Source organism: Salibacterium salarium, assembly GCF_030813635.1.
GTDB classification, from domain to species: domain Bacteria; phylum Bacillota; class Bacilli; order Bacillales; family Marinococcaceae; genus Salibacterium; species Salibacterium salarium.
On the sequence record NZ_JAUSUM010000004.1, the window covers coordinates 355186 to 380298 of the forward strand.

The following is a 25113-nucleotide window of genomic DNA, read 5'->3' on the forward strand; positions in this document are numbered from 1 at the left end:
ATGAGTCATCACTTCTTTAGAAATTGGTGCATATTTATTGTAAAAATCCGGGAAACATAATCGCACATACTAAAAAAGGGAGATCGCCATGGAGTTAAGTTTGCTATTGGAATATGGCTGGGTGCTGCTTGTCCTTATATTATTGGAAGGGATTCTTGCAGCAGATAATGCATTGGTTTTGGCGATTATGGTAAAAAATTTACCCGAAGATCAACGAAAAAAAGCATTGTTTTATGGCTTAGCCGGCGCTTTTATCTTTCGTTTTGGTTCTCTATTTGTCATATCCTACTTAATTGATGTGTGGCAAGTACAGGCAATTGGAGCATTATATTTATTGTTTATGTCAGGAAATCATATTGTTAGAAAAGTATGGTTTAAGAAAAAAGATTCGGCTGAAGAAAAAGCTGAACGAAAAAAGGTAGGAACCGCTGGCTTTTGGGGTACTGTTATAAAGGTAGAAATTGCAGATATTGCGTTTGCGGTGGATTCTATTTTAGCAGCAGTGGCATTAGCTGTAACACTTCCAAATACACCGATTGCAAGTATTGGAGGGATGGATGGCGGAAAGTTTATCGTTATCTTAACCGGCGGCTTAATTGGTGTTATCATTATGCGTTTTGCTGCTACTATATTTGTGAAATTATTGCATAAGCGGCCAGGCCTTGAAATTGCAGCATTTTTAATTGTAGGGTGGGTAGGTGTTAAACTTGCCGTGTACACATTATCTCATCCTGCGTTAGATTTTTTGCCTGAAGCTTTTGCAGAATCAAAGATGTGGAAAATCATTTTTTATACGGTACTTGTCTGTATAGCTTTAGCTGGATGGTTTTTATCGGATAAAAAAGAAGATGCCGATGTAGAAAAAATGGTGTAACATCCATTAAGTTCTAAATAAAAACTCCCGCGCCAATTTAGTTTTTGGCGGGGGCTTTTTACGATTTTATTGGTTTGATGCCTGTATGATACCGCAAGCTGTTCTTGAGCCTGCATCACCTGTACTTAACGTTTCTTCATCAGGACCAGGGCTGTTGCTTTCTGAAGAAGTGTAACGATCAGGAATGTTAGCAAAATTATTAGGATCTGAATGAACAATAACGGCTAAATTTTCATTTGTTATTTGCTCAGCACTAATACGGTCGAGTGCTGTTACTAGATAAGCAGATCCATCCTCAAGTCCTTGTAAAGCAGTCATATCACCAAGATGGCTCCCATGTGAGGTGCCTTCTGGATTATAGTGCCCTCCTGCTGTTGTAAACGGTCCGTCTTCTGCTTCTGGTTCACATAAGCCTGTCTCATGGATATGAAAACCATGAAAACCGCTGGAAATTCCTTCATTAAACAAAGCTTCCGCTAAAATCATCTTGTCGTTCTCAAAGAAACGTACATTACCGATGATGTTACCAGAAGTGTCCTGCATACTAGCTTCTGCAAAACTTTGATTATTTGTATTTTCAATATCTGATAGAACTTCTTCAGCATCTTCGGTTGGAATGCTTTGTTCGTCATTTTCGTTATTGTTTGTATTACAACCATACAAAACACTAACAGCAACAATTAATAAGATAAATAGATTTTTTTTAATCACTATACCACCTCCATGTGCATCATTTTTACCAAGTTATCTAGATTTTATAATAATTTTTAGTTGTTTTTATAAAATAGATGAAGAGAGACATGTCTTACGTTATACTATTAAGAAAGGAAGGATTTTCATAAAAATATATAAGGTGATAAATGTTGGCCAACATATTAAAAATTTTAACTAGCATATGGTTTATTATATTGATGATTCAAACACTCGTATCTTTTGGGCAGAACATAGTAGTTATTCCAGATTACTTACTGATTACATGTCTGTTTTTGTTTGCCGCTGTTATGGTGCGTGAATTTAAAAAAGGCATAATTCGTGAGTTAGAAAAAGATTCGTCTGGTCGTTAATAAGCAGTACTCCTGATGTGCAGAAGTACTGTTTTTTGTTTGAAGATGATCTTGTTATTTATTTAATTAATGTTCTAGTGTATCGAAAGGAAGGGTAAAATGGAGAAAAACATAAAAGAAGCATTTACTTATGGAACGGTGGAAAAGATAACTCATATCGGGAAAGGAACACGCGTGTGTATAGATTTTGCGGATATTTTGACTCCAACAGAAGGTGTATTTGTTGGAAATACTGGAAGTGGGTATGTTTTGGTTTTATCAGAGAATAGGTCAACGAACACTTATCCACCGCGTTCTTTTCGAATTAACGCTGGTGGATTGCACCAGTATCTTTTTCAAGCTGGTCAAACGCGTTATCTAGAAGAATTGCGTGGTGGAGATAATTTGTTTGTTTATGACGGAGTGAATGAAAAAGAAATTCCAATTGGACGCGTGAAAATGGAAAAGCGTGATTTAGTACGTGTGGAAATACAGGGAGAAAACAAAAAAATTTCTGTTACGGTGCAATTTGCTGACAGTGTATCATTTCTTCAAGAGAATGGAGATTCATTGTCCGTGAAGGAGTTACAAGAAGGGGACTGTATTTGTTGTTTTAGTGATGAACCGGGCAGACACCTCGGAGAAAAAATAGAAGAAGAAATTAGCGAATACTAAGGATACTACGCTAGACACCGGAGAAAATGCCATGTTATACTTTTTTCTCTTATTGAGAATGCGTCATATCAAGTTAAAGTACGTATACGTGTCTAACACCGTTCTGCAAAATTATTAGTTATATAAAAAGAACTGACAAGTGAGCCAGTTCTTCTAACCTAAATAAAATGATTGATAGCATGTAATATTTCTGACACATCGGCATGTTTTTCTGGGGATTTATCAACGTGTTTCCACTTTAGTTGTTGATTGTTGTCGAAAAGCCACGTTCCCCCTTGAATATAGATATCCGACTTTTGCATAGAAGTTTTGACAACTTTTTTCTTCTCTGGATTTTTTGGAAGTAAATGTTTAACTTGGCCAGTGATTACTCCTGCAGCTGCTTTACTTAAAAGCTTTACTTTATTCATATTCTGATGTCCAAAGCCTTTAAAGACATCTTTTTCTGGATCTGCATAAAGCAAAAACGGATAGGGTCCATACGCTTCTTCAAAGGAAGATAATAACGAGACAAGGGCGGGAAAAACAGGAACAATTTTTACTCCTTTATCTTCTTGAATAATATTGGCATTCTCGCGCAACTGCGCAAGATATTCTCTACAGAATGGTCAGCCGGGATGCCGTAGAAATACAACCAGCGTTGGGGTGTTACCTAAAATATTTTCAAGGTGACAATCGGAGCCATCTGTTTTTTTTAAGATATAATCTTTATGCACAAAGTTTACCTCCTAATATAATACCTGAACTTATTATAAAGTATATAAAAATTAAATCCAATGGATTGATAAAAACCCATTACATGTTGTATTGTTTTGTTTCGGGCATGTTGTTTGTCACATTTAATTACTTCTTAGCTTCCAATCAGGGAATAGTAAGCTAGTAACATGACGAAATAATTACATATCGGATTTATCAACCGCTTGTACTTAATTGTATAGGCTGCGTAGTAGAATGAAGAGAGAGAGGTACCTGGTATGTTTGATTCAATTTTATCTCATCTTATGCTGATTGGTGTTTTAGGGATAGGGTCTCAATGGTTTGCGTGGCGTTTTCGTATGCCGGCAATTGTTGTCATGTCAGTTGCTGGTTTGTTAATTGGTCCTATTTTTGGATGGATGAATCCGGCTGAGGATTTTGGCAGTTTATTTAATCCTATCATTTCTGTAGCTGTGGCAATTATATTATTTGAAGGAAGTTTAAATTTAGACTATAGAGAAATTAAAGGGTTAGGAAAATCGGTTTACCGTATTATTACGTTAGGAGCTTTACTGGCTTGGATTTTAGGGTCATTAACAGCTTTTTTTATCGCCGGATTATCATGGGCTGTTTCGTTCGTTATCGGTGGATTGTTTATTGTAACGGGTCCCACGGTTATTTTACCCCTTTTACGACAGGCAAAGTTAAAAGCAAGACCTGCAGCCATTCTTAAATGGGAAGGTGTCGTTGTTGATCCGTTAGGTGCTCTTTTGGCTGTTTTTGCTTTTGAGATCATTCAATTTTTGATGCTTGAATCTGTAACAATAGAAGCTTTAGTATTATTCTTTTTGGCCTCGTTATTTGCTGTGGCACTAGGATTAGGTTGTGGAAGAGGTATAGGATGGATGTTTGAAAACGGCTTTGTGCCGGAATTTTTGAAGTCACCTATCGTTTTTACCGTTGTTATTGCGTGTTTTGCGGTGGCGGACGAAGTGATGCATGAGACAGGTTTACTTGCTGTCACAGCGATGGGAATGACGCTGGCAAATATGCATATAGCATCTTTAAGTGATATGAGGCACTTTAAAGAAAATATATCGGTCCTTTTAATTTCCGGTATTTTTATTATGATTACAGCTTCGCTGGATAGAGAAACACTATTGCAAGTGTTTGACCCGAATATTCTCGCTTATGTAATATTGATGTTATTTGTGGTTAGGCCGCTTTCTATTTGGTTATCTACGATAAATACGGAACTTTCTTTTAAAGAGAAGGCGTTAGTAGGATGGATTGCACCAAGAGGTATCGTTGCATTGACTGTTGCAAACTATTTTGCCAATGTATTAGAGGAAGCTGGTTATCCTGGCGCTTCGATTGTGACTCCATTAACTTTTGCGCTTGTGTTTGCAACCGTTTGTGCACATGGATTTACGATTGGACCGTTGGCTCGGAAGTTAGGTTTGTCACTAGAAGGAAATCCAGGTGTCATAATTGTTGGAGGAAGCAGTTTTACGACATCATTGGCAAAAGCATTGAAGGATATGGACATACCGGTACTTATTACGGATACGTCATTTGAGCAACTGTTTAATGCAAGAAAAGTAGGAATTCCTTATTATAGAGGCGAGATATTGTCGGAACAAACCGAATATTATCTGGACATGACACCATATGAGAAATTAATCGCTGCAACAGATAGGGACTCTTACAATTCATTAGTATGTACTACATTAGTTCCAGAAATTGGCCGGAATGACCTTTTCCAATTAAGCTGGCATGATCCAGATCGTGATCATCCCGATGATTTGGTTAGACGGGTTGGAGGACGTGTTCTATTCGAAAAGGGAGCAACATTTGCTGAATTGAATAGAAAAGTGGAAGAAGGCTATGATTTTGTGAGAACGAAGCTTACGAAACAGTATGGCTATAAAAAGTTTTTACAAGAAATCGAAGATGATACACTACCATTGTTTAATTTTAAACCAACTGGTAGATTTGACTTTTTCACAAGTGAGGCTCCGCTTAAACCAGAAGCGGGAGATACGATTGTAAGCTTAGTACCTCCTGACGAAAAGATAGTAGAGCCAGAACGGAAAAATCATACGGATGAATAACCTAGGAAACCTCTCGCTGTTTATGCGGGAGGTTTTTTATAAAAGCAGTGGTTGACATTAGGAATTTTTTTCAATAAAATAAAGGCAAGCTTTATTGAGAATGATTTTCATTCTTATTGGAGGGTACTTATGGATACGTTAATGATTGTTGGAGCGGACAAGTTGGGTTCTATTCCAAAAAGGTTGCAGGAACTAGGTTTCGAAGATATTTCTCATGTCAGTGGTCGTAAAGTGAAAATGGTTCATAAGAAAATACCTGATAAAGTAGACCTTGTTTTAGTTTTGACAGATTTTATTAATCATAATGTAGCAACCAAACTAAAAGAAAAAGCAAAGGAACGCTGTATTCCTGTTTGTTATGCTAGGCGCTCTTGGTGTTCTATTTATAAAGCATTAACTAATTGTGATGAGGTATGTGAAAAATGTCCATTTTTAGATAAAGACAGCATGTAATTGCAACACTAAGGAGGAAATGTAATGGAACCAGATAGAGAGCATTTGCAGGAAAAAGGTAGTCAGCAATCCTACATAGGGGTACAAGTGTTATTGAACAATCTATTGCATCAAATGGCTGTAGGGGACGTGAGAAATCAAACAGAATTGCTTTATACCATTAAACAAAAATGGAGACATATTGACATAAAGCAATTTGACATTGTCTGCCACTATGTAACAACGATGATTGCAATCATGGATGAATCATTAAAATTGCTTCCGGCCTTTCCATTATCAAATCAACATATTATTCGCCATTTTGAGGGTGTATACATGACTGGATTTTGTTCAAGAGACGAATCAAAGGTAGAGGCCTGGATGTTTTTCACTGGTTCAAATGAATATAAACAACGGATTTTGTTTAAAGCAATGCATTTTCTTGAAATCTCAAATAAACAGGAAGAATGGGTTTTAAAAGCAATAGATGTAACAACAGGTGAAAGATTTTTGAGAACTAAAACGAAATATTGAAATAAAAGTCTCTACAATGAATCCATGTTATTGTAGGGACTTTTTTTAATATAGGAAAGAATCTTGGTTCGACCAGTTATCATCGAGGATCAAAATCACACGTGTATTGATTGTGTTTATAAATACATCTCAGATGGGTAAACGTAAAAAAATAAACCTAATCATTAATAGGAAGGACAATTATGTTTAAAAATGCGCTTTTGCTCGTAAATGGGAATACAGATCAAAGCATGATTCAAAAAAATATAGAAGCGACAGCAGGAATTTTATTTAAACACATAGAACAGTTAAATATCGAGAGAACTCGATATAAAGGACACACCGAGTTTATTTGTAAAGAATGGGGGCATGATTATGAGTTAATCATTATAATAGGTGGTGACGGCACAGTTCATGAAGCGGTAAATGGATTAGCCGTTTTAGATAATCCGCCTCCATTGGGGATTCTACCGGGAGGCACATGCAACGATTTTTCAAGGGCTTTGTCTATTCCACAACAGCTAAGACGAGCTACTGAGTCAATAATGAACGGAACTATTAGATATATTGATGTAGGTCAAATAAATGATCGTTATTTTACAAATTTTTGTGGTATAGGCTTGATTGCAGACACTTCAGATAATATAAACGATAACTGGAAAGGAAGACTTGGAAGGTTTAGTTATTTTGTAAGTGCTTTGCATACCTTAACGATTACCGCTCCCTTTTCTTTTAAATTAACTATCGATGGTTATGAAATTGTTGATGAGGCAGTGATGCTACTCATTGCAAATGGAAATTTTTTAGGAACAAATCAACTTCCATTTCAACATATTATATTAGACGATGGGGAGTGCAATATTTTTGTCGTCAATCAAGGTGGAGCGTCCTTGTTACGGGAATACTTGCAAGCAAAAAATCCATTTGCATGGAATCCGGACAAAAATGACATCCGTCATTACCAAGGGAGAAAGATAGAATTACAAACGTCATCACCTATGAAGGTGGATACCGATGGGGAAATATACATGCAAACACCGGTATCGATAACAACACAATCTGAGAAAATCCCGTTATTAGTACCATCACAGTAATTTTTTGACATAATCAATTTATAGAAATATAATGGTGCTACTACACATTTTTATAACAACCTCCAGAAAAAGGCAAATCTGTTGAAAAACAGGTACGCAAAATCACAGGTCTAAGGTTCAACGTTGATAACTAAGGCGGCTGGGTTGCCTGGGGAGTTACCCTAAAAAGGCGGTGGGAGGTTGAATGAATATGCTAGTACCAATAAAATTAGATCAAGAATGGGTAGACCTCATTAAGGAAGCAAAAGAGGCAGGCTTGACATTGGAAGAGGTTAAGGCATTTTTTGACAGAGAAGACCTTGATATAAATAGATGAATCAAGTTTTTCAGAAAGGAGCCATCTACAATTGATGGCTCCTTTTAATAGTTGGATCAACTAAATGAGTCTTGGGTGCTTTTCTCAAGATCTGTTTTTCTTATAAAGAATTATTGTTCCATATAACATACTTTTTAGCCTACTTTTATTCGTTATATGTTATAATAGGTGATACCTTGGTATAGAAAAAGGAGTTCACGTGATGATTGGCGACCGAGTAAAAAAATATCGTAAACAAAAAGATATTTCATTAACGGAGTTGGCAGAAAGAGCAGGAGTAGCAAAATCATATTTAAGTGCAATCGAAAGAAATATTCAAACCAATCCATCTGTACAATTTCTAGAAAAAGTATCAACTGTTTTGAATATATCTGTAGATTCCTTGATAAAAGACGAGCAAGAATGGAATGAACAAGACTTAGATGATGAATGGCTTTCGATTGTTCAAGACGCAATGGACTCAGGTGTAACGAAAGAACAATTTAAAGAGTTTCTAGAATTTAATAAATGGCGTTCTAAAAACCATTAATGCTTGGGGCTGTCCCAAAAGTGTTTAAAAAACAACTTTTGAGGTCAGCCTTTTTATTTAGAGGGGTGCTCAGAGTGGATGAAGATTCTCCTGTTCACAATAATCCGAAGAAACAAATTTGACTTTATGTTATTCCTTTCTTCTTTCTTCCTTAACTAAAAAGCTTATAACCTCGTCAGGAGAGAGTCCAATATCTTTAGCTTTTCCGATTAATTGAACCCACTCTTCATCCAACTCATAATAGTCATTTATATGTTTACACATTTAAATCACCCCTAACACTTTTTTTCTTAACACTATAATTACTATTTTCTCGTTTTCGTCTTGTCCAATTTTCATATTTAACATATTCCTGAAAATCTTTGAATTGTTGTTTGCTAACACCTTCTCTAATGGCTTGTTGGATTAACAAAATCCATTCATCATCTAACAATTGTTCCTCCTGATATAAGCCTGGCAAAGAATCTTCAATGAGTTCTTCAACGGAAATTTCCATAACGGCAGCTATTTTTTTTAACACATCTATGGAGGGATTTTGTTTAACATCTCTTTCAATGTAACTTAAATAAGATTTTGAAATATTCGATTTAGTAGAAAGCTCAGATAAGGAAAGCCCTTTTTTCCTTCGATACAATTTTATTTTTTGCCCTATCATATTCCCCCTCCCTTTTCTCCTTTTTGTTCATTATATAAAACAATAATAAATTTTTAAAAAATGAAATCAAGAGAACGAACGAGAAAATACGTTATAAAGAACAAAAATTGTGCGTTATATAGAAAAAATCACTTTTTTTGGCACTTTTCATCCAAGAATATTCATTATATAGTCAATTTAAATTCTATAAAACGAACGAAAGGGAAAGGGGAAAACGTTAATGGTACGATTAAAAGGGGGAAAATATTACTCTTACGTGTATGGACATACAATTTTATTAGTATATCTTCAAAATAATGTGTGTGAGTTATATATAAATAGAACATACGCAGGCCTATGTCCATTCAGTTACGTGAAACAGCAAGTGAATAGATTAGAGAAAAAATCGAAAACAAAAAGAGTAGAATATGAAGGATTAAATATATGGAAAGAGGCGGAAAAGGGAACTTTGATAAATATTGTGGTTTAAATCCGATATGTTTCAAAGATAATAAGAAGCCGTGATGAAATAACAAATCATTACAGCTTCTTTTTTGATACAGGAACCGTTGAAGACAAACGTCTTTAAGAACAAGCTACGAAAACTTTGTCAAGGTGCAGCTTGGAAAGGTCTGTTAGCAGGGAAGCCATATCACCATAAAGAATTCTTTCTACTCTAAGTATCTTTTGGACAATTCCGTTTTCATCAGATGAAAACCTATTGTTTTCTAAAAGAAGTTTGGCTGATGAATATGCCGCTTAGAATGAAAATCGCTCCAAATATCATAAATGTACCAAGCACTTCTTGCAACAGTAGGTAACCAAATAACACCCCAAATACAGGGACAAGCAACGTTGATATGGAAGCAGTGATGGTATTAACAACCCGGAGTAAATAGTACCAAATAGAGAAGCATACAGCAGAAGCAATCACACCGGTGAAAACGATAGAAAATACACTTTCTGCTGTCCACTCCATATTTTGTCCTTGTTCTAAAATAAGAGCGAGAACACCTAATCCTAAAGCTCCAGTCAGCATTTGAAAGGTAGTAACGGCAAAAGAATCCGTTCCTGATAACTTCAAGCGGAAATACACATTTGCAATGGCCCATGAAACAGAAGCAATGAGAATAAGCGCAATTCCAATTGTGTTCTCTAACGATGCTTGTTGGTAAATGTCAGCCCCTATAATAAGAAGTAAACCTATTAAACCCAAACCTAATCCAATAATGTTTTTTCTTGTAATGGTTTCTTTTAAAAAGACAGCAGCTAATACACTGGACCATATCGGCATTGTATACAATATAATTGATGTTTTACCGGCATCGACAAATAACATTGCATAGGTAATCAATCCGAACACTGTGAATGTTTGTAGAAATCCAAGAACAACCACGTGCTTATAAGGAATGTTAGTAAAACTATTAACAATTCCCTTTTTCAACAAAAGGATAAGTAATAATACAGATGCACCTACAAAAAAACGCAAGAACGAAAAGGTGAAAGGATCTGTGTATTGGAGACCAATCTTCATAAGTGGCCAAGAATACCCCCAACTCACGGTAAGAAAAATGATTAATAAAGCAATAATAGTTGATTGTTTATTCACTATAGTTCACCCTTATGTAACGAAAGTATTATAATCACTAGTAAACGGCACAGGCGTTCTTCCATAAATAAATACCATGTGCTGCGAAAAAGCACATGGTATTTGGAATTTTTCCAAACATATTCTAATAACATTATGTTTTCTTTAATGCAAGATTTATTTCACTAATTTCATCTTCTATTGCTTCTAGTTCTCTCAAGGCACCACCAGCGTTTCCACCTACGAATTCAAGTTTTTCTAAATCACCTTGTATTCGTATGTAGTCCATTTTCAAATGTTGCAAATGTTCTTCCATTTCTTCACGAGTCATGTAGTATTCCCCCGTCTCATAAAACATCAATACTCGAAAGATATCACATCTTCTCAAATACCTCAAATGATAATATAAAAAATGAGTTTTCAAAACGCCTTGAAATTTACGCCCAAAGCCGTTATAATTTTAAATGAAAATGATTATCAATGTTATTGAATAAATGAAAGAATTCACGGAGAAAACGAAAGGGGTTTCTGACGTGTCAAACCTATCAACAGAACATATTGCAGTTGCATATAACGATCACACCATCATTGAAGATATGAACATAGATGTACCCGATGGAATGGTTACTTCTATTATTGGTCCAAACGGTTGCGGTAAATCGACGCTTTTAAAAGCGATGTCTCGTATTATGAAGCCTTCTCAAGGAGCTGTTTATCTAAATGGTCGCAGTATTCACGAGATGAAAACGAGAGAAGTAGCTAAAGAAATGGCTATTCTTGCACAATCACCTGATATTCCCCAAACACTTACAGTGAGCCAGCTTGTTTCTTTTGGACGTTATCCTCACCGTCGAGGCGCAGGCAGAATGACAACTCAAGATAAAGCAGCTGTAGATCAGGCAATCGTTGATACAGGGATGGAAGAGTTTAAAGATCGTTCATTGGATGCTCTCTCCGGCGGTCAGCGTCAACGAGCATGGATTGCGATGGCACTAGCTCAAGAAACAGAAGTAATGCTGCTGGATGAACCTACTACTTATTTAGATATGGCACATCAACTTGAAATATTAGAACTGTTGCAAGAATTAAACAAAAAAGAAAATCGAACGATTGTTATGGTCCTACATGACTTAAATCATGCAGCTCGTTTCTCTGATCATTTAATTGCAATGAAAGCTGGAGAAGCGCAAGAGATAGGCCAACCATCGGATGTGATCAGTAAACCCGTTCTTCGTAGAGTCTTTGGTATAGATGCACACGTTGTTCCTGACCCACGTACCGGTAAACCACTGTGCATGACGTATGATTTGGTTGATCGACATTTAGAATCCGTTCCTGATAAAGAAATAGATTCGAAACTAGCGAGGGTATAACAATGACAGCGGTATTGACAAAGAAAGCAGATTCAAAAGCTTATGACTTGTTTTCGGTGAGATCTGAACCAGCTCTGTCTTATAAATGGAAGCATATATCTGAACAATGGCTTCTACAAGGAGAATTGACGGAATTCTTAAGCAAATATGGATACTATATTAATGCGCCTAGTTTGGATATGCCGGCAATGTTTTGGGCTAACCGCTATAGCAGGTATATCGCTTTTGTCCATTGGGCTATTGCTAAAGGATATCAATTAGATACATCTCTTGAAGGTCTGATTGTGTATCATTGTGAACGTTCTGGGATCGCAGAGCCTGCTTTCGAATTCTATACTTCTTATACAGAAGAAACAATTAACGAAAGCAAAACCGACCGAGAAAAAAGACTGCTTTCTTTTTATCAATATCATGTTGTACCCTTATTCCAAGCGATAGCCTCTCATATTGGTGTTCGTACTCGCGAATTATGGGGGCAAGTCTATCATGCTGTTCCTTATTTTATTGATCTTGCCAAAGTAACTGAATCAGAAGAAGTAAAGATTAACTTACAAGAAGATTGGATCTACATTACGACGCAGACGAAACCTGAAGACTTTGAGGAAAAAAAGCATCCGCTTCTGTATAAATGTATATCTATTCCTAACCCAGTAGACGACGATAAGCCTTTGCATACAAAACCGACATGCTGTTTAGCTTATAAAGGATCGAATCGTTACTGCTATCGTTGTCCAAGAATGAAACCTGAACAACGAGATGAATACTATCAAAAATATAAGGAAGATTAAGAGTAAAAATAAGGATGGAATCAGGTCAGTAAAGAACCCCTATTCCATCCTTATTTTTTAGGTGTTTTACTCATTAACCACAGAAAGAAGGGAGCGCCTATAATGGCTGTAACGAGTCCTGACGGTATTTCCTTTGGTGCTAGTATCATTCTGCCTGTCATGTCTGCGATGATGAGTAAGGCAGCACCAATTAATATCGCAACAGGCATAATTTTACGATGATCATAGCCTGTTAAGAGTCTGGCGAGATGTGGCGCAACTAGACCTATAAACCCTATTGTTCCAACGGCAGCAACAGCCATGGCAGAAGCAAATGTGGCAAGTAAAGCTGTAATCCATCTTATAACTAATGTCCGAACACCAAGTCCAATGGCGGTTTGTTCACCAAGTGATAATATATTGAGTTTATTTAAAAGAAAGATGGTTATAGGAATAAGAAAAATAACGGGCCAAATTAAGAACTGTTGAAGTTCCGAATAACCAGAAGCGTAAGTGCTCCCAGACAGCCAGGTCAGAGCTGAGGCTGCATTCATGTTTGACCGAGTAATCAATATTTGTGTAATGGCACTTCCGACTGCGGAAGCAGCAATGCCGACGAGAGCAAGAACTGCTGGTTGAAACTCTGTTTTCCATGAAATAAACAATACAATTCCAACAGTCACAAAAGAACCGACAATGGCGCCTATTGGATACCAGGTTGCAGACAGGTTGGTAAATACAAACATGATTGACAACACACCGACACCTGCACCTGAAGTCACCCCAATGATAGAAGGATCAGCAAGGGGATTCCGTAATATTCCTTGGAATAATAATCCGCTTAGAGCAAGTAGTATACCGGCGAACAAAGCAGCAAGAATCCTTCCAAGTCTTAAATCAAATATAATGTAACGTTGTCCTGAAGATTCGGCAGAGAAAAGGGCACTCCAAGTAGATCCAAAATCAAAGCCATCTCCCCCCCCGGCTAAAGCAGCAAAAAATGCTCCAATTAGCAAAACAACAGAACCAATTATCACTAAAGGATATGGAATAGTGAAAGAAAGATTCCCCGGAGACAAGGAGTCATTAGACTGAGCTCCGAAAATGGCCTTTCGATGACGTAAAATTAACCAAACCAGCCATGGAGCACCTATAAGTGCAGTGATGGAACCAACGGGAAGTTCTGATAAGGAAGGGTCGAGATAACGACCAAGGACATCAGCCCCTATTAATAAATTAGCTCCCCAAAGCATGGCAGCAGGAATTAGAATACCATGCAATTGATAACCAGTCAGCCGGATAATGTGCGGTGCAATCAAGCCTATAAATGCAATAGGACCAACCACACTAACAGCAAGAGCGGTTAAACCTACAGCAGTAAAAAACATGAAGACTTGAATGAGTCGAACTTTTTCTCCTAACGTACGTGCTTGGTCTTCGCCGAGTAGTAAAACGTCCATTTTTCTTCCTAGCCAAATAATAATTAAAAAGAGAATAGCAATCCATGGAAGGGAAAAAGTCACTCCATCCCAGTCCTGTTGTACTAACGTTCCATTTCCCCATAAAAATAACCCTGAGGTTTCATATTCAAAAAATATTTGAAGAGTGGAAGTGAAAGAGCTGAACATTAAAGTCAATACCATGCCTGCCAACGCCATACGAACTGGAGTAGCGTTATGTCCGCCTGAAAGTAAGAACACCATAACGGCAGCAAAAGACCCTCCGATAAACGCTAATAAAAAACCCAAGCTGTCAAGCCAAACAGGGCCGGCAACAGTTCCTATAATCACAAAAAAATAGGCTCCTGAATGGACGCCAAGTGTACTTGGTGACGCTAATGGGTTTTTGGTAAGCGTTTGAAAAATAACGCCTGCTGCTGCAAGCGCTGCCCCTGAAATAATACCGATAACAATTCTTGGTAAATAAACAGATTGAACAATTTTATGTTCTAGGGAGTCCCCTTGATTCCATAGTGCTTCCCAAACGATTGTGAGCGGCATTTCTTGTGAGCTTTGAAATAAGTGCAGACTAGCGAGAAAAAGCAATAGGGCTGTCCCACCTCCGAAGATAAAGACAGCCTTAAATGTGCGAGATTGTGGTTTCATGAATTATTCTCCTATTAGAGCATTAACCGTTTCTTCCGCGAATACTTCTGCAGCGAGGGGTCCGCCAAAAGTCCACGTATCACCTGGAAGAGCATAAGTGCGTTCTTCTTCGACGAAATTAAGGTTTTCCCATACAGGATTCCCGTCTAATTGATTCTCAAACACATTATCGTCTTCTTGAACAATGTGCATAAATGCAGCATCTTGATATGGTTCAAGACTTTCTACTGTTGTTTCCGTGTAGCCGTATAACTCAAACTCTTCACCATCATATGCATTATCCAACCCAATATTGTTCATAATTTGCATCACCATGGAGTTGTCTGTAAACAAACGAAGAGAAGCTGTTTCATTAGCACTGAACGCTTGAGATAATAATACGTCTGTGCCATCCATTTCTGCTTCAGTAAGTTGTGTTTCCAACTGTTCATAGGATTCATCCAAGTCAGTTAATACTTCATCTGCTTTATCTTCTTTACCGACGACTTTAGCTATCTCTTGAAATGTGGTTTCCATCTCCTCGTATTGATTACCTTCACCTTCTTCAGGGTATGGTTCAAACATGAGAGTTGGTGCAATTTCATTTAATTCATCACTAATAGATTCATGTCTGGATTGTGCAGTGATAATTAAATCTGGTTCTAATTGTGCAATTTCTTCTAGACTAGGTTCTTGACGTGTTCCTACATTGGTAACATTGTCAGGCAGTTCGGGTTCAATATTAACCCAACTTTCATATCCTTCAATATCAGCTACACCAATGGGATCTTCACCAAGAGCAAGTAGGTCTTCCGCATAAACCCATTCCAGTACGACGATGTTTTCCGGTGTTCCTTCTATTTCTTTTTCGCCGGTGGCATCGGTGACAGTAGTTGTTTCACCGTCCGCTGTTTCATCAGTATTTTCATTTGCATTTTGTTCCTCTTGATTCTCCGTATCTCCTGCGTCATTTCCTTGACCGCAACCAGCAACACTAAGTAAGAGAAGTATAGCAAATATACTTATGTAATAGTGAAATTTCATATATAACCAACCCTTCATTATTGATAAAGATTCTCAATCTCAGACAAATGATACTATGTAATCGACGGCAGGTCAATAGAATATACGGATGAAACAGATTGTTTGAATAGTTTGAAAAAAGGGTAAATATAATTATTAACAGCATCCGAGAAGAACCTTACCATTTTAGCAGGAGGGATATATATGGTTGCTGAACTTATTGCGATACTTGGATTAGCTTTTGGTCTAATTTTTACTAGCGTTATCATGGCTGTAGCTTTATTAAAACAGGCCTCTGTAAAAGACAGATAAGGGGAATGGGGCAGATCGATAAAGATGCTGCCCCGATTTTGTATGCAGGAAGGAGAGTTTAATTTAATCATGAAAGTGAAAAAAGTATCCAACCACATATATAAAATCGAGGCTTGGATGGGGATTATTGTTAGTGCTTGGATAGTCAAAACAGATAACGGATCAATTATAGTTGATACAGGTATGGGATGGATGACATCTCGCATTCTTGAGCAAGCTGAAAAATACGGACCGTTACAAATGATTTTACTTACGCACGGTCATATTGATCATACTGGAGGTCTCAGCTCGATTTTAAAAAAAGAAACGGTGCCAGTGTATGCACATCGTCTTGAAATCCCATACATGGAAGGAGATTTAATTTATCCAAGGAAAAAAAAGCCACAATATTTAGTTGATAAAGGAGTAGTAAAAAAACTACCAGAGGATGGAGAAGGAGTTTTACATACGATGATGGGATTAATCCCGTATTATACACCAGGACATTCTCCAGGTCATACCGTATTCTATCATCCTGATGATAATGTTTTAATTTGCGGAGATTTGTTCACATCAAAAAAAGGGGAGCTGACCCCTCCCATAAAAATGTTTACAGCGGATATGAAACAGGCAGTGATGAGCGGTGGGATTGTAAAGAAGCGGACCCCTGATATTCTCTCTATTTGTCATGGAAAGGACATATTAAACCCTTCCAAGCAGTACGAAAAATATCGGTTAGAATACGAAAAAAGTTAAGGGAGGAGAAAACGAAAATAAATTAAAATAAATAAATAAAACAATAGTAACAATATAGAAAAAATCATGATTGCCCACATATATGGTAGTTTCACATATTTTGATTGTTTTTTTATTGTTAAGGCAGAAAGACTAAAGGATAGAAATAGAGCAACTAATAGAAAATATACAAACCACTCAGCAGCTTGTTCCCATGGAAGAAAATAAATTACCGGCATGGAGCCTAAAACGAAACATATAACAGCAAATGCATAAAGGGACGCTCGAAATAAATAGTTATCTGTTTTAGATTCTTTTAATTGTCTTTTTCTCTCCATGCGGCTGAGTGCATCCATCGGATTTGCTTTTTCTGTGGAAACTAAAGTGGCTCCTCGTTTGATCCATTTATTAATGAGAGTTTTTGGATGAAAGTTAGCTATATTAAATTTGAAACGCATATTTATTGGCTCCTATATTTACACATTAGTAAGACTCTAATAGTGTAACACAGAAATATAAGCCTTTATATCACACCTTTCTCTCATAAATCACAGTATACAGAGAACGGATTTGGTAAGGAGAAATGTTTATAAAAAAGAGACCAATCTCAAAAGGTAGTTGGCCTCTTGTTTCAGGGAGACTAGACGATTTCAGTTCTGTTGCGTCTAGTCGATTTTTTTATTCGCATGAAGGTAATCCTTGAAGTGTTCCTCTTGTTTGTATTTTTAAACAAGCATAAACTTATATATAGGTGGCATAGAAAGGAGAAAATGTATGACATTGAAAGAGAAACAATTCGTAGATGTAAGATCTCCTGCTGAGTTTAAAGAATACGCGCTTCCTGGAGCAGTAAATATCCCTCTTTTTTCAAATGAGGAACGGGCTGATATCGGCACTACATATAAGAAATCGGGAAAAGAAACAGCGATACAAGAAGGCTTAAAAATAGTAGGTCCAAAGCTTTCGGATCATTATGAAAAAATGAAAGAATTAAAAACAGAGACAGAGGGAAAAGAAATTGTCGTATATTGTTGGCGCGGCGGAATGAGAAGTGGTTCTTTCGTATCTACTATGCAAATGCTTGGAATAGATTGTGAACAATTGCCAGGCGGCATTCGTTCTATTAGAAAGGAAATTGAGTACACATTTGAACAAGAAATTCACTACCCGAGAAAGTATATTGTGTTATCCGGAGGGACGGGAACAGCCAAGACATTAATGCTTGAAAAGTTACAACTAGAAGGCTACCCGGTTATAGATTTAGAAGGTTTGGCAAATCATAGAGGATCGGCGTTTGGTCAAATAGGAATGCAAAGAAAAAGTCAAAAGCAGTTTGAGCTTGATTTATGGCAAAGAATAATGGAATTAAAGAATAGTTCTTATATAATCATCGAAGGAGAAAGCAGAAGAATCGGAGATATTTTTTTGCCTGATTTCATTACTGAGGGGAAGGGGAGTGGCAGACGGCTTGAAGTTTCTCTACCTATTGAACAAAGATTGTCGGTTATTTCAGATACATATCATCCTTGGAAACATCATGAAGATATAAAAAGTGCTATTGAGCGCATCAAGAACAAATTAACATTGAATGTTTATGAAAAAATTATTCATTCGTTGGAAAGAAAAGATTACAGAGATGTGATATTATTACTTCTTTATCACTATTATGATCCACGTTACAATCATGCTTTTCAAAAATATGAAGACACCCCTCTGCTGATAGATGCTGATAATATCCACGAAAATTTTCGTAAAATAAGAAACTATCTAAACTATACTGTCAAAGATGCTACCCTTACACCGAATGGATAACCTACAAAAAGCTGTCCACAACTTGGTGGACAGCTTTTGTCAAATGTCTATTATTCTAGTATTGTCACATTCACATTGCGGCGCCCAAAGCTTTGGGCTTCGCTTTTATTTGGCATATGAACATCAATTTTATTTCCGTTTATAGCGCCACCGGTGTCTGCAGCTGTGTAAGTTCCGTATCCTTCAATTTCAACTTTTGATCCAAGTGGGATAACATTTGGATCAACGGCAATTACTTTTGCGTTTGGATTAGCGTTTAAATCAACTCCTGTTGATGTTACACCGGAACAGCCGCTGCAATCAGCTGTATAAGCAGTTGCCTTCACATTGATGGTACGACCTGCAGATTCTGAATGATCGCTTGATTCAGAAGCAACTTCTTCACTGTGATCGTTGGCTTCTGATTGCTCTTCGGATGCTGTTGCTTCTTCCTCATGAACAGCTTCAGTAGCAGCTGTTAAAGCTCCGAACGTTTGTGGACCGACAAGGCCGTCGACGAGAATATTTTCTGATTGTTGAAAGTCAATGACTGCATCATGAGTGTTAGATTCAAATTCACCGTCTACTTCATCATCAAAAAACCCTAGGAGGTTTAATTGTTCTTGAAGTGTTTCAACAGATTCTCCTTCGTCTCCTTCCGATAGGATTTCTAAAGAACCAACCGTTATTGGTCCAGGAATTCCATCTTCATCGAGTCCGTGCTTTTCTTGATACTTTTCAATGGCGGAAGTTGTTTCTTTTCCGAATTCACCGTTCACTTCCTCATCATCAAGGAAACCGCGCTCATTTAACAGCTCTTGCAATGTTTCTACTTCGGAATTTTCTTGTCCTGATTTCAAGTCCGTACTTAATAATTCACTGGCATCTGCACCTGCAGGACCGGTTAACAAACCAATCGTCGCTACAATTGCAGGGACACCTATTAACTTCCATGTATGAAATGATGGTTTAAGTTTCAAAATACGAAACCTCCAATTCCTTAAAATTTGTTGTCCCTTTGACGATTTACATCGTATCAATCTTTATTAAGGGAAATCAATGGAAAAAAGGCTTCTTAAACAAAATGAAATATGAATGTAATTAGGGAAATCTGTCCACAATATATCTGTTCGTTTTTCAACCCATATGAAATATGATAGAAGAATAAAATATGAGAGAAGAGCGGGAGGAAGAGATGAAATATGCATTTGCATTTTTTATGGAGGTATCAGTACGTTCGTAGTTTTCTTCTACTATAGCATGAAAACCAGCCCTGTAAAACGCAGGGCTAGTTTTCTTTAAAACCGTATATAATAAATTGTTTGATATCTTTGAAAACCCCAATATCGATGAAGATAACGATAAGGACTAAAAGTGCTGGACCGAATAAAAGTCCAACTGGTCCAAATAATTGAAGGCCGGCAAATAAAGAAACAAGGACGGCAATAGGATTTAAATTCATGCTAGATGATAACACTTTAGGCTCAATGGTTTGGCGCACAATCATTGTAATGCTGTAAAGAACGGCTAGACTTATACTCAGTCCAATGCTTCCTGTCACTAAAAGATAGACAGCCCAAGGTAATAAGATGGTACCTGTCCCGAGATACGGAAGAAATTCAGCGATACCGACGATAATCGCAAGCAATACTTTTCCGTCTACTTGTAAAATCGACAACCCTACAAATACGATAATACCAGTGATAAACATTAGTATTAATTGGGCTCTAATATATCCAAACACCCTTCCCCACATGGCACGGTGAAAAGCATGTATTTTTTTATTGACTCCGCTTGGAATATATTTTCTAAACCATTCCATAATTCGTTCCCAATCTTTTCCTATGAAATAGATAGACAATAATATGAATAGTAAAGCGACAAGGAATGTAGGAACATTGATGACAATTTGAGTCAATCCGTCGGCAATTTTCTGTGCAAATTGGCCAAGGGCTGTTCCTATTTGAGTTCCTATTTCTGAAATACCATCGTTAAAAGTGAAGCCGTCCCCTTCACTTAAATTATCAGCAACTCCAATTATATCCTGCCAGACAGGAAAAACTGTTTGATTAAAGAACTGTTGAATGTTCACAAAAGCTTGTTCCATCCAGGAAGGTGCTTTGTCCGCAAATCGCTGGACAGCATCAATAACTAAAAAGGTTAATCCAGTAATAATTCCTCCTATAATAGAAAGGCCGATAAGTAAGGCAGTTAGTGCAGCAATACCTTTAGGAAATCTTGCTTTACGGTGAAGAAATGAAGATAACGGTTTTAATATCCACGCAAATAACGCTGCTAGCCAAAACGGATACGTGAGTTTAAACACGGTCATAATGGTCCATAGAAGAACGGTAACTGCAACGATAACTAAAAAAAGTCTGACGATAATCCAACCTGTCTGTTTTTTCACACGTATCCTCCTCTTTTTTTATTGATTTCTGTGTATTATCTATTTTACCTTTATTCTTGTCTAAATTACCAGTCATGAAATAATGAAAATAAGAGGTTTAATAATTTTTGTTATGGAAATATAAAAAGAAGACACATATTTATAATTTATACTACATTTCCATGAAATGAGGGAATATGATGCAGTTAAAAGATAATGTATGGATTGTAACAGGAGCAGCTTCCGGAATGGGAGGTGCCTGCGCGAAAATGATTGTAAATAACGGCGGGAAAGTTGTCATCGCTGATATCAATGTACGGAAAGGGAGAAAACTTTCAGAGGAATTAGGAAAAAATGCTATCTTTTTAAAGACGGATGTTACGTCAGAAGAAGATGCAAGCCGGACAGTGGAAGACAGCATCAATCATTTTGGTAAACTTAATGGACTCATTAACTGTGCGGCGCTTGGAGTTGCTGAAAAGATTTTAAATAAGAAGAGTACCCACTCCCTTGAGCATTTCTCCAGAGTGGTTCAAATTAATTTAGTAGGAACATTTAATATGTTAAAGCAAGTGGCTGACAAATTAAAAAGAAATGAACCTAATCAGGATGAAGAACAAGGCGTAATTATTAATACAGCTTCTGTCGCAGCATTTGAAGGACAAATTGGACAAGCTGCTTATAGTGCTTCTAAAGCGGGTATTGCAGGACTGACTTTACCAGCTGCGCGCGAACTGGCTAGATACGGGATAAGAGTAATGACAATAGCGCCGGGATTATTTGAAACTCCATTGTATGAAGCACTTCCCGAAAGTGCTAAAGACACATTAGGTGGGATGACACCATTCCCGCAAAGGCTTGGACGCCCGTCGGAGTATGCAGCCCTTTCAAAACAAATAATCGAAAATCCAATGTTGAATGGAGAAACGATAAGACTTGATGGTGCCTTGCGAATGCCTCCCCAATAACATTAAACATTATGTTTGGTTGTTATTTCATTTAAACGACGAAGCATATCACCGATACCGCGACAACCTTTTAAAGGAGTTACCCACGTATAATGGTGGGGATTCTCTATGATACGGTGCATCACTTTTTCATGTTTTTGGCCGGTTAATAAAATAATAGATTTAGTCTCATTTAGTTTTTTTGTTTGCCATTGGGAATGAAGATCGGTGTCCGAAATAACTTCCCGCTTAGGAAAATGAAACCCTGCATCATAGTTTTCCGGCACAATGTCGAATGGAAGAAGAAAGCCGTGTTTTGCTGAAAGTATGACCCATGGATAGTTGTTTTTATCAGCAAACGATTGGCATTTTTTATGCAAAGTACCTTGGTAAGCGTCTTTAGCATACACGGCACCGGTTTGTGGTTTTATATCCCAAATTTTCTTTTTTCCACATGGAACAATACAAAGGTTCTCCATTCTATCACTGTCCTTTCTTTTACTATGTTATAATAAATGAAGTATAATCAGCAAAAGTTTGGAGTGGAGCAAATGTATGAGGAACCGATATTTTTGGAACCAGTCTTTAAAGAAAGAATTTGGGGCGGGACCAAGTTGAAAGAAGAATTCGGTTACGATATACCATCCGAAACAACAGGGGAATGTTGGGGAATTTCTGCCCATTCAAACGGAGCAAGTATTATAAAAAATGGACCTTTAAAAGGAAAATCGTTGAAAACTGTTTGGGACAACCACAAGGGATTATTTGGCGATGAGTCCGGAGAAGAATTTCCTTTACTTATTAAATTGTTGGATGCAGCTGCGGATTTATCTGTTCAAGTGCATCCTAATGATGATCAAGCACATAAGCTGGAGGATAAAGAAGCGTTTGGAAAGACAGAGTGCTGGTATGTTGTAAGCGCAGAACCTGGTGCTGCATTAATTCTTGGCCACCATGCTGAGTCAAAGAAACAGTTGGAGACGAAAATGAGAGAAGGTGAATGGGACACTCTCTTGAGAGAAGTTCCTATACAAACAGGAGACTTTTTTTATGTTCCGAGCGGTACCATCCATGCGATTGGTAAAGGAGCACTTATTTTAGAAACACAGCAAAGTTCTGATACGACTTATCGGGTTTACGATTATGACCGTACAGATCAACTAGGGAATAAGCGGGAGTTGCATTTGGATAAATCGATAGAAGTAGCCACTGTGCCGCACCAAAACCCAAAAAAAATGCGAAAAAAGCTCATAGATAACGATAGTGGCATAGTCGAACAGCTTGTAATGTCCCCTTTTTTTTCGGTCTATCACATAAAAGTGAATGATATATTAGATCCGGTTGTAACAGCGCCTTACATGCTAGCAACCGTGTTAAATGGTGAGGGCACAATAGAATCAGAGACTTCTAAAGTGGCGATTACAAAAGGGGACCATTTTATTATTCCTGCTTCGATAGGCAGTTATGTTATAAAAGGGGATGTAGAATTAGTAACAAGCACAAGAGAGTCGTGATTAGGGAAAACACAATTCATAAAAATTACAATACGTGCAGGCTTTTTGGTCGCTTGTTTGTGGAAATGACTCTAAAGGGAGAGGTTGATTTTCTGACGCATCTTCCAAATATTTTGTCATCCACTCTACACTGCTCCCAATCAATTCCTGCACTTTTTCTAATGTTACGGGATCTAGTTGGTGTTCGACGTGCTCCCCTTCTAACAAATATTCATTTCTAATGATAATGTCATCAAGACTATCCACTTCATAGGTTTGTAATAAATAAAGAACGTAAAGAGCAAGCTGATAAGGATCTTCCTCCGATTGCTTGCCCGTTTTCCAGTCCACAATAACCCACTTGGTTCGATCTAAATCTTTGTATAACAAATCCAATACGACAAAGACTTTTAACTGCCCTACTTGTAAAATTCGAAACTTCTCGGCTTCTAAAAATTCGATTTGTTCATTATAAGCGAGTTCTTTCATAGTTTGGCTTGTCAGAAAATGGTGCATCGTTACGTGAAGACGATGTGTTATCTTATCTACTTTACTTTGGGGAAGTTGACTAGTATTTCCGTAATAGATTTCATGAAACATGGTTGTCTTTTTTGGACGGTCCCACCAATTACTATACCGTTTCGTAGAATCGACAAATCCTTTGTTCAGCTGATGTCTCACTTGTTCCCGCAGGTTTTCTTCACTAGGAATATAACCTGTGTTTAAGTATTCATCAATGACATGATCTATCACGTCATGGACAATCGAGCCAAAAAACATTTCTAGATTGGTTAAGTTTTTCAAACGATAAGCATGCTTGCTTGTTTGGGAAGCGTCACGAAGCCAACCGTTGTGAGATGTGTAATATTGGTGGGCATATTGTCTTGCACAATGCATCAATGTTTTATGGCGGGAAAGAGACCAGGAGAATTCAGGATACGTTTTTATTTCAAACAAAGGAGAGCACCTTCCTTCAAACAATGAATAAGAAGCTTATTTTACAATAAGCGGGTGACCAAAATAATATCCTTGGAATAGGGTAAACCCCATAGATTTAGCTTTTTCAAATTCAGATTTTGTTTCCAATTTTTCAGCTAATAATGTAAATGAATAAACCTTAGAAGCCTGCACGACATTTTTAATATTCGTTACATCACTATCTTGCCAGTCTATTTTCACGATATCGGCAAAAGGCAGAAATGAGTCACTTTTTTCCGTTAATATGAAATCATCTAGCGCAATTTGATAGTCCTTTTCCTTTAGTTCCTGCAGAATGTGTAAAATTTCAGGGCTCACTTCGATATCTTCTAAAATTTCTACCATCATTTTTGAGGCAGGTAATAATAAAGGAACTCTTTGTATTAATGAGTTTTTGGTGAAATTGATAAAAGCCGTGTTATTGTCTGTAATGGTGTCTAATCCGATATCTAAAAAACTTTTAAAGATGACATCGGATGTCGCTTGATCGGGGTTTTTGGCACGAAAACTTTTGCATGAATCTTCCCGATATAATAGTTCGTATCCGATAATTTTTTTTTCTGCTGTAACGATAGGTTGTCTTGCCACTGAGACGGTCATGTTAGCCTCCGACTGATTTAAATATGTTATCTGCAACTATAATAGATGTTCTATATAAGTGATATTAGCTTCATTATAACAAACAGCTTAAGAAAAAACTATTTTCATAAGAAGAGAAGAATTATGTCTTATGA

29 protein-coding genes and 1 riboswitch are annotated in these 25113 nt (G+C 37.2%); of the genes, 15 read left to right on the forward strand and 14 right to left on the reverse strand.

The features are described from left to right. The first annotated feature begins 88 nt into the window (after positions 1–88). Positions 89–874: a TerC family protein gene (locus tag J2S78_RS15845; RefSeq protein ID WP_306900118.1), complete on the forward strand. Its 786-nt coding sequence runs from the start codon at positions 89–91 to the stop codon at positions 872–874. Between the two features lie 66 nt (positions 875–940). Here the strand turns inward: J2S78_RS15845 and J2S78_RS15850 are convergent, their stop codons facing one another. Then, positions 941–1585, reverse strand: coding sequence for a superoxide dismutase family protein (locus tag J2S78_RS15850; RefSeq protein ID WP_306900119.1), 645 nt, complete (start codon positions 1583–1585; stop codon positions 941–943). Positions 1586–1737: 152 nt separating this feature from the next. On the opposite strand from J2S78_RS15850, the gene J2S78_RS15855 reads away from it, so the two are divergent. Further along, positions 1738–1938, forward strand: coding sequence for a hypothetical protein (locus J2S78_RS15855; RefSeq protein WP_306900120.1), 201 nt, complete (start codon positions 1738–1740; stop codon positions 1936–1938). A 99-nt stretch (positions 1939–2037) separates the two neighbouring features. Beyond that, positions 2038–2592, forward strand: a complete 555-nt coding sequence (locus tag J2S78_RS15860; protein ID WP_306900122.1) for a 3-dehydroquinate synthase II domain-containing protein — start codon at positions 2038–2040, stop codon at positions 2590–2592. A gap of 158 nt (positions 2593–2750) precedes the next feature. On the opposite strand, the gene J2S78_RS15865 is transcribed toward J2S78_RS15860, so the two are convergent. Next, complete coding sequence (locus J2S78_RS15865) at positions 2751–3173, reverse strand: AhpC/TSA family protein (RefSeq protein WP_306900125.1); 423 nt, start codon at positions 3171–3173, stop codon at positions 2751–2753. Between the two features lie 393 nt (positions 3174–3566). Between J2S78_RS15865 and J2S78_RS15870 the strand changes: the two genes are divergently transcribed. The 6 genes from J2S78_RS15870 (at position 3567) to J2S78_RS15895 (ending at position 8286) form a co-directional block, all read left to right on the forward strand. After that, entirely contained in the window at positions 3567–5402 is a 1836-nt protein-coding gene (locus tag J2S78_RS15870) for a cation:proton antiporter (RefSeq protein ID WP_306900126.1), read from the forward strand. 129 nt (positions 5403–5531) lie between these two features. After that, positions 5532–5855, forward strand: coding sequence for a DUF2325 domain-containing protein (locus tag J2S78_RS15875; RefSeq protein WP_306900128.1), 324 nt, complete (start codon positions 5532–5534; stop codon positions 5853–5855). Positions 5856–5879: 24 nt separating this feature from the next. Next, entirely contained in the window at positions 5880–6368 is a 489-nt protein-coding gene (locus tag J2S78_RS15880) for a hypothetical protein (protein WP_306900129.1), read from the forward strand. Between the two features lie 182 nt (positions 6369–6550). Beyond that, positions 6551–7441, forward strand: coding sequence for a diacylglycerol/lipid kinase family protein (locus J2S78_RS15885; RefSeq protein ID WP_306900130.1), 891 nt, complete (start codon positions 6551–6553; stop codon positions 7439–7441). A 61-nt stretch (positions 7442–7502) separates the two neighbouring features. Continuing rightward, a riboswitch (cyclic di-GMP riboswitch) is annotated at positions 7503–7593 on the forward strand. Between the two features lie 38 nt (positions 7594–7631). Continuing rightward, positions 7632–7757, forward strand: a complete 126-nt coding sequence (locus J2S78_RS15890) for an anti-repressor SinI family protein (RefSeq protein WP_306900131.1) — start codon at positions 7632–7634, stop codon at positions 7755–7757. Positions 7758–7959: 202 nt separating this feature from the next. Next, entirely contained in the window at positions 7960–8286 is a 327-nt protein-coding gene (locus J2S78_RS15895; RefSeq protein ID WP_125556701.1) for a helix-turn-helix domain-containing protein, read from the forward strand. A gap of 129 nt (positions 8287–8415) precedes the next feature. Here the strand turns inward: J2S78_RS15895 and J2S78_RS15900 are convergent, their stop codons facing one another. From J2S78_RS15900 to J2S78_RS15915, 4 genes are all read right to left on the reverse strand, one after another. After that, entirely contained in the window at positions 8416–8550 is a 135-nt protein-coding gene (locus J2S78_RS15900) for an anti-repressor SinI family protein (protein ID WP_306900133.1), read from the reverse strand. Next, positions 8543–8941 (reverse strand): helix-turn-helix domain-containing protein, encoded by a 399-nt coding sequence (locus tag J2S78_RS15905; protein WP_306900135.1) that lies wholly within the window; start codon positions 8939–8941, stop codon positions 8543–8545. Before J2S78_RS15905 ends, J2S78_RS15900 begins: the two co-directional genes overlap by 8 nt. 697 nt (positions 8942–9638) lie before the next feature. After that, a complete protein-coding gene (locus tag J2S78_RS15910) occupies positions 9639–10529 on the reverse strand; it encodes a DMT family transporter (RefSeq protein ID WP_306900137.1) in 891 nt (296 codons plus the stop codon). A 133-nt stretch (positions 10530–10662) separates the two neighbouring features. Further along, the gene (locus J2S78_RS15915) at positions 10663–10839 is read right to left on the reverse strand and encodes an SE1832 family protein (RefSeq protein ID WP_306900138.1); all 177 of its coding nucleotides are present in this window, start codon (positions 10837–10839) and stop codon (positions 10663–10665) included. Positions 10840–11041: 202 nt separating this feature from the next. On the opposite strand from J2S78_RS15915, the gene J2S78_RS15920 reads away from it, so the two are divergent. Together J2S78_RS15920 and J2S78_RS15925 are read left to right on the forward strand one after the other, a co-directional pair. After that, positions 11042–11881 carry an ABC transporter ATP-binding protein gene (locus J2S78_RS15920; protein ID WP_306900139.1) on the forward strand — a complete coding sequence of 280 codons (840 nt, stop codon included), beginning with the start codon at positions 11042–11044 and terminating at the stop codon, positions 11879–11881. Between the two features lie 2 nt (positions 11882–11883). Then, on the forward strand, positions 11884–12669 hold the full coding sequence (locus tag J2S78_RS15925) for a hypothetical protein (protein WP_306900140.1): 786 nt from the start codon (positions 11884–11886) through the stop codon (positions 12667–12669). A 50-nt stretch (positions 12670–12719) separates the two neighbouring features. Here J2S78_RS15925 and J2S78_RS15930 read toward each other — a convergent pair whose 3' ends face one another. Then, the gene (locus J2S78_RS15930; RefSeq protein WP_306900141.1) at positions 12720–14753 is read right to left on the reverse strand and encodes an iron ABC transporter permease; all 2034 of its coding nucleotides are present in this window, start codon (positions 14751–14753) and stop codon (positions 12720–12722) included. 3 nt (positions 14754–14756) lie between these two features. Then, positions 14757–15776 (reverse strand): ABC transporter substrate-binding protein, encoded by a 1020-nt coding sequence (locus tag J2S78_RS15935; protein ID WP_306900143.1) that lies wholly within the window; start codon positions 15774–15776, stop codon positions 14757–14759. Between the two features lie 360 nt (positions 15777–16136). Here J2S78_RS15935 and J2S78_RS15940 point away from each other — a divergent pair, with 360 nt between their 5' ends. Then, positions 16137–16802 (forward strand): MBL fold metallo-hydrolase, encoded by a 666-nt coding sequence (locus tag J2S78_RS15940; protein WP_306900144.1) that lies wholly within the window; start codon positions 16137–16139, stop codon positions 16800–16802. Here the strand turns inward: J2S78_RS15940 and J2S78_RS15945 are convergent. Beyond that, positions 16799–17239: a hypothetical protein gene (locus J2S78_RS15945; RefSeq protein ID WP_306900145.1), complete on the reverse strand. Its 441-nt coding sequence runs from the start codon at positions 17237–17239 to the stop codon at positions 16799–16801. The two genes, J2S78_RS15940 and J2S78_RS15945, sit on opposite strands and share 4 nt — an antisense overlap. 316 nt (positions 17240–17555) lie before the next feature. On the opposite strand from J2S78_RS15945, the gene mnmH reads away from it, so the two are divergent. After that, positions 17556–18593, forward strand: coding sequence for a tRNA 2-selenouridine(34) synthase MnmH (gene mnmH, locus J2S78_RS15950; protein ID WP_306900146.1), 1038 nt, complete (start codon positions 17556–17558; stop codon positions 18591–18593). A gap of 50 nt (positions 18594–18643) precedes the next feature. Here mnmH and J2S78_RS15955 read toward each other — a convergent pair whose 3' ends face one another. Next, on the reverse strand, positions 18644–19552 hold the full coding sequence (locus tag J2S78_RS15955; RefSeq protein WP_306900147.1) for a peptidoglycan-binding protein: 909 nt from the start codon (positions 19550–19552) through the stop codon (positions 18644–18646). 308 nt (positions 19553–19860) lie between these two features. Further along, a complete protein-coding gene (ytvI, locus tag J2S78_RS15960) occupies positions 19861–20982 on the reverse strand; it encodes a sporulation integral membrane protein YtvI (protein WP_306900148.1) in 1122 nt (373 codons plus the stop codon). A gap of 176 nt (positions 20983–21158) precedes the next feature. Here ytvI and J2S78_RS15965 point away from each other — a divergent pair, with 176 nt between their 5' ends. Beyond that, positions 21159–21929 carry a 3-hydroxyacyl-CoA dehydrogenase gene (locus tag J2S78_RS15965; protein WP_306900149.1) on the forward strand — a complete coding sequence of 257 codons (771 nt, stop codon included), beginning with the start codon at positions 21159–21161 and terminating at the stop codon, positions 21927–21929. Between the two features lie 2 nt (positions 21930–21931). On the opposite strand, the gene J2S78_RS15970 is transcribed toward J2S78_RS15965, so the two are convergent. Continuing rightward, positions 21932–22387, reverse strand: a complete 456-nt coding sequence (locus tag J2S78_RS15970; protein ID WP_306900150.1) for a DUF6884 domain-containing protein — start codon at positions 22385–22387, stop codon at positions 21932–21934. A gap of 72 nt (positions 22388–22459) precedes the next feature. Between J2S78_RS15970 and manA the strand changes: the two genes are divergently transcribed. Further along, a complete protein-coding gene (gene manA / locus J2S78_RS15975) occupies positions 22460–23422 on the forward strand; it encodes a mannose-6-phosphate isomerase, class I (RefSeq protein WP_306900152.1) in 963 nt (320 codons plus the stop codon). Here manA and J2S78_RS15980 read toward each other — a convergent pair whose 3' ends face one another. Continuing rightward, positions 23423–24358: a PD-(D/E)XK nuclease family protein gene (locus J2S78_RS15980; RefSeq protein WP_306900154.1), complete on the reverse strand. Its 936-nt coding sequence runs from the start codon at positions 24356–24358 to the stop codon at positions 23423–23425. It abuts the gene before it with no gap. Between the two features lie 36 nt (positions 24359–24394). After that, positions 24395–24979 (reverse strand): EAL and HDOD domain-containing protein, encoded by a 585-nt coding sequence (locus J2S78_RS15985; protein WP_306900156.1) that lies wholly within the window; start codon positions 24977–24979, stop codon positions 24395–24397. Positions 24980–25113 lie beyond the last annotated feature (134 nt).

Coding starts and splice junctions, on each gene's coding strand:
- J2S78_RS15845 (WP_306900118.1), top strand. CDS start 89: ATGGAGTTAAGTTTGCTATTGGAATATGGCTGGGTGCTGCTTGTCCTT.
- J2S78_RS15860 (WP_306900122.1), top strand. CDS start 2,038: ATGGAGAAAAACATAAAAGAAGCATTTACTTATGGAACGGTGGAAAAG.
- J2S78_RS15870 (WP_306900126.1), top strand. CDS start 3,567: ATGTTTGATTCAATTTTATCTCATCTTATGCTGATTGGTGTTTTAGGG.
- J2S78_RS15875 (WP_306900128.1), top strand. CDS start 5,532: ATGGATACGTTAATGATTGTTGGAGCGGACAAGTTGGGTTCTATTCCA.
- J2S78_RS15880 (WP_306900129.1), top strand. CDS start 5,880: ATGGAACCAGATAGAGAGCATTTGCAGGAAAAAGGTAGTCAGCAATCC.
- J2S78_RS15885 (WP_306900130.1), top strand. CDS start 6,551: ATGTTTAAAAATGCGCTTTTGCTCGTAAATGGGAATACAGATCAAAGC.
- J2S78_RS15890 (WP_306900131.1), top strand. CDS start 7,632: ATGCTAGTACCAATAAAATTAGATCAAGAATGGGTAGACCTCATTAAG.
- J2S78_RS15895 (WP_125556701.1), top strand. CDS start 7,960: ATGATTGGCGACCGAGTAAAAAAATATCGTAAACAAAAAGATATTTCA.
- J2S78_RS15900 (WP_306900133.1), bottom strand. CDS start 8,550: ATGTGTAAACATATAAATGACTATTATGAGTTGGATGAAGAGTGGGTT.
- J2S78_RS15905 (WP_306900135.1), bottom strand. CDS start 8,941: ATGATAGGGCAAAAAATAAAATTGTATCGAAGGAAAAAAGGGCTTTCC.
- J2S78_RS15915 (WP_306900138.1), bottom strand. CDS start 10,839: ATGACTCGTGAAGAAATGGAAGAACATTTGCAACATTTGAAAATGGAC.
- J2S78_RS15925 (WP_306900140.1), top strand. CDS start 11,884: ATGACAGCGGTATTGACAAAGAAAGCAGATTCAAAAGCTTATGACTTG.
- J2S78_RS15930 (WP_306900141.1), bottom strand. CDS start 14,753: ATGAAACCACAATCTCGCACATTTAAGGCTGTCTTTATCTTCGGAGGT.
- J2S78_RS15935 (WP_306900143.1), bottom strand. CDS start 15,776: ATGAAATTTCACTATTACATAAGTATATTTGCTATACTTCTCTTACTT.
- J2S78_RS15940 (WP_306900144.1), top strand. CDS start 16,137: ATGAAAGTGAAAAAAGTATCCAACCACATATATAAAATCGAGGCTTGG.
- J2S78_RS15945 (WP_306900145.1), bottom strand. CDS start 17,239: ATGCGTTTCAAATTTAATATAGCTAACTTTCATCCAAAAACTCTCATT.
- mnmH (WP_306900146.1), top strand. CDS start 17,556: ATGACATTGAAAGAGAAACAATTCGTAGATGTAAGATCTCCTGCTGAG.
- J2S78_RS15965 (WP_306900149.1), top strand. CDS start 21,159: ATGATGCAGTTAAAAGATAATGTATGGATTGTAACAGGAGCAGCTTCC.
- J2S78_RS15970 (WP_306900150.1), bottom strand. CDS start 22,387: ATGGAGAACCTTTGTATTGTTCCATGTGGAAAAAAGAAAATTTGGGAT.
- manA (WP_306900152.1), top strand. CDS start 22,460: ATGTATGAGGAACCGATATTTTTGGAACCAGTCTTTAAAGAAAGAATT.
- J2S78_RS15985 (WP_306900156.1), bottom strand. CDS start 24,979: ATGACCGTCTCAGTGGCAAGACAACCTATCGTTACAGCAGAAAAAAAA.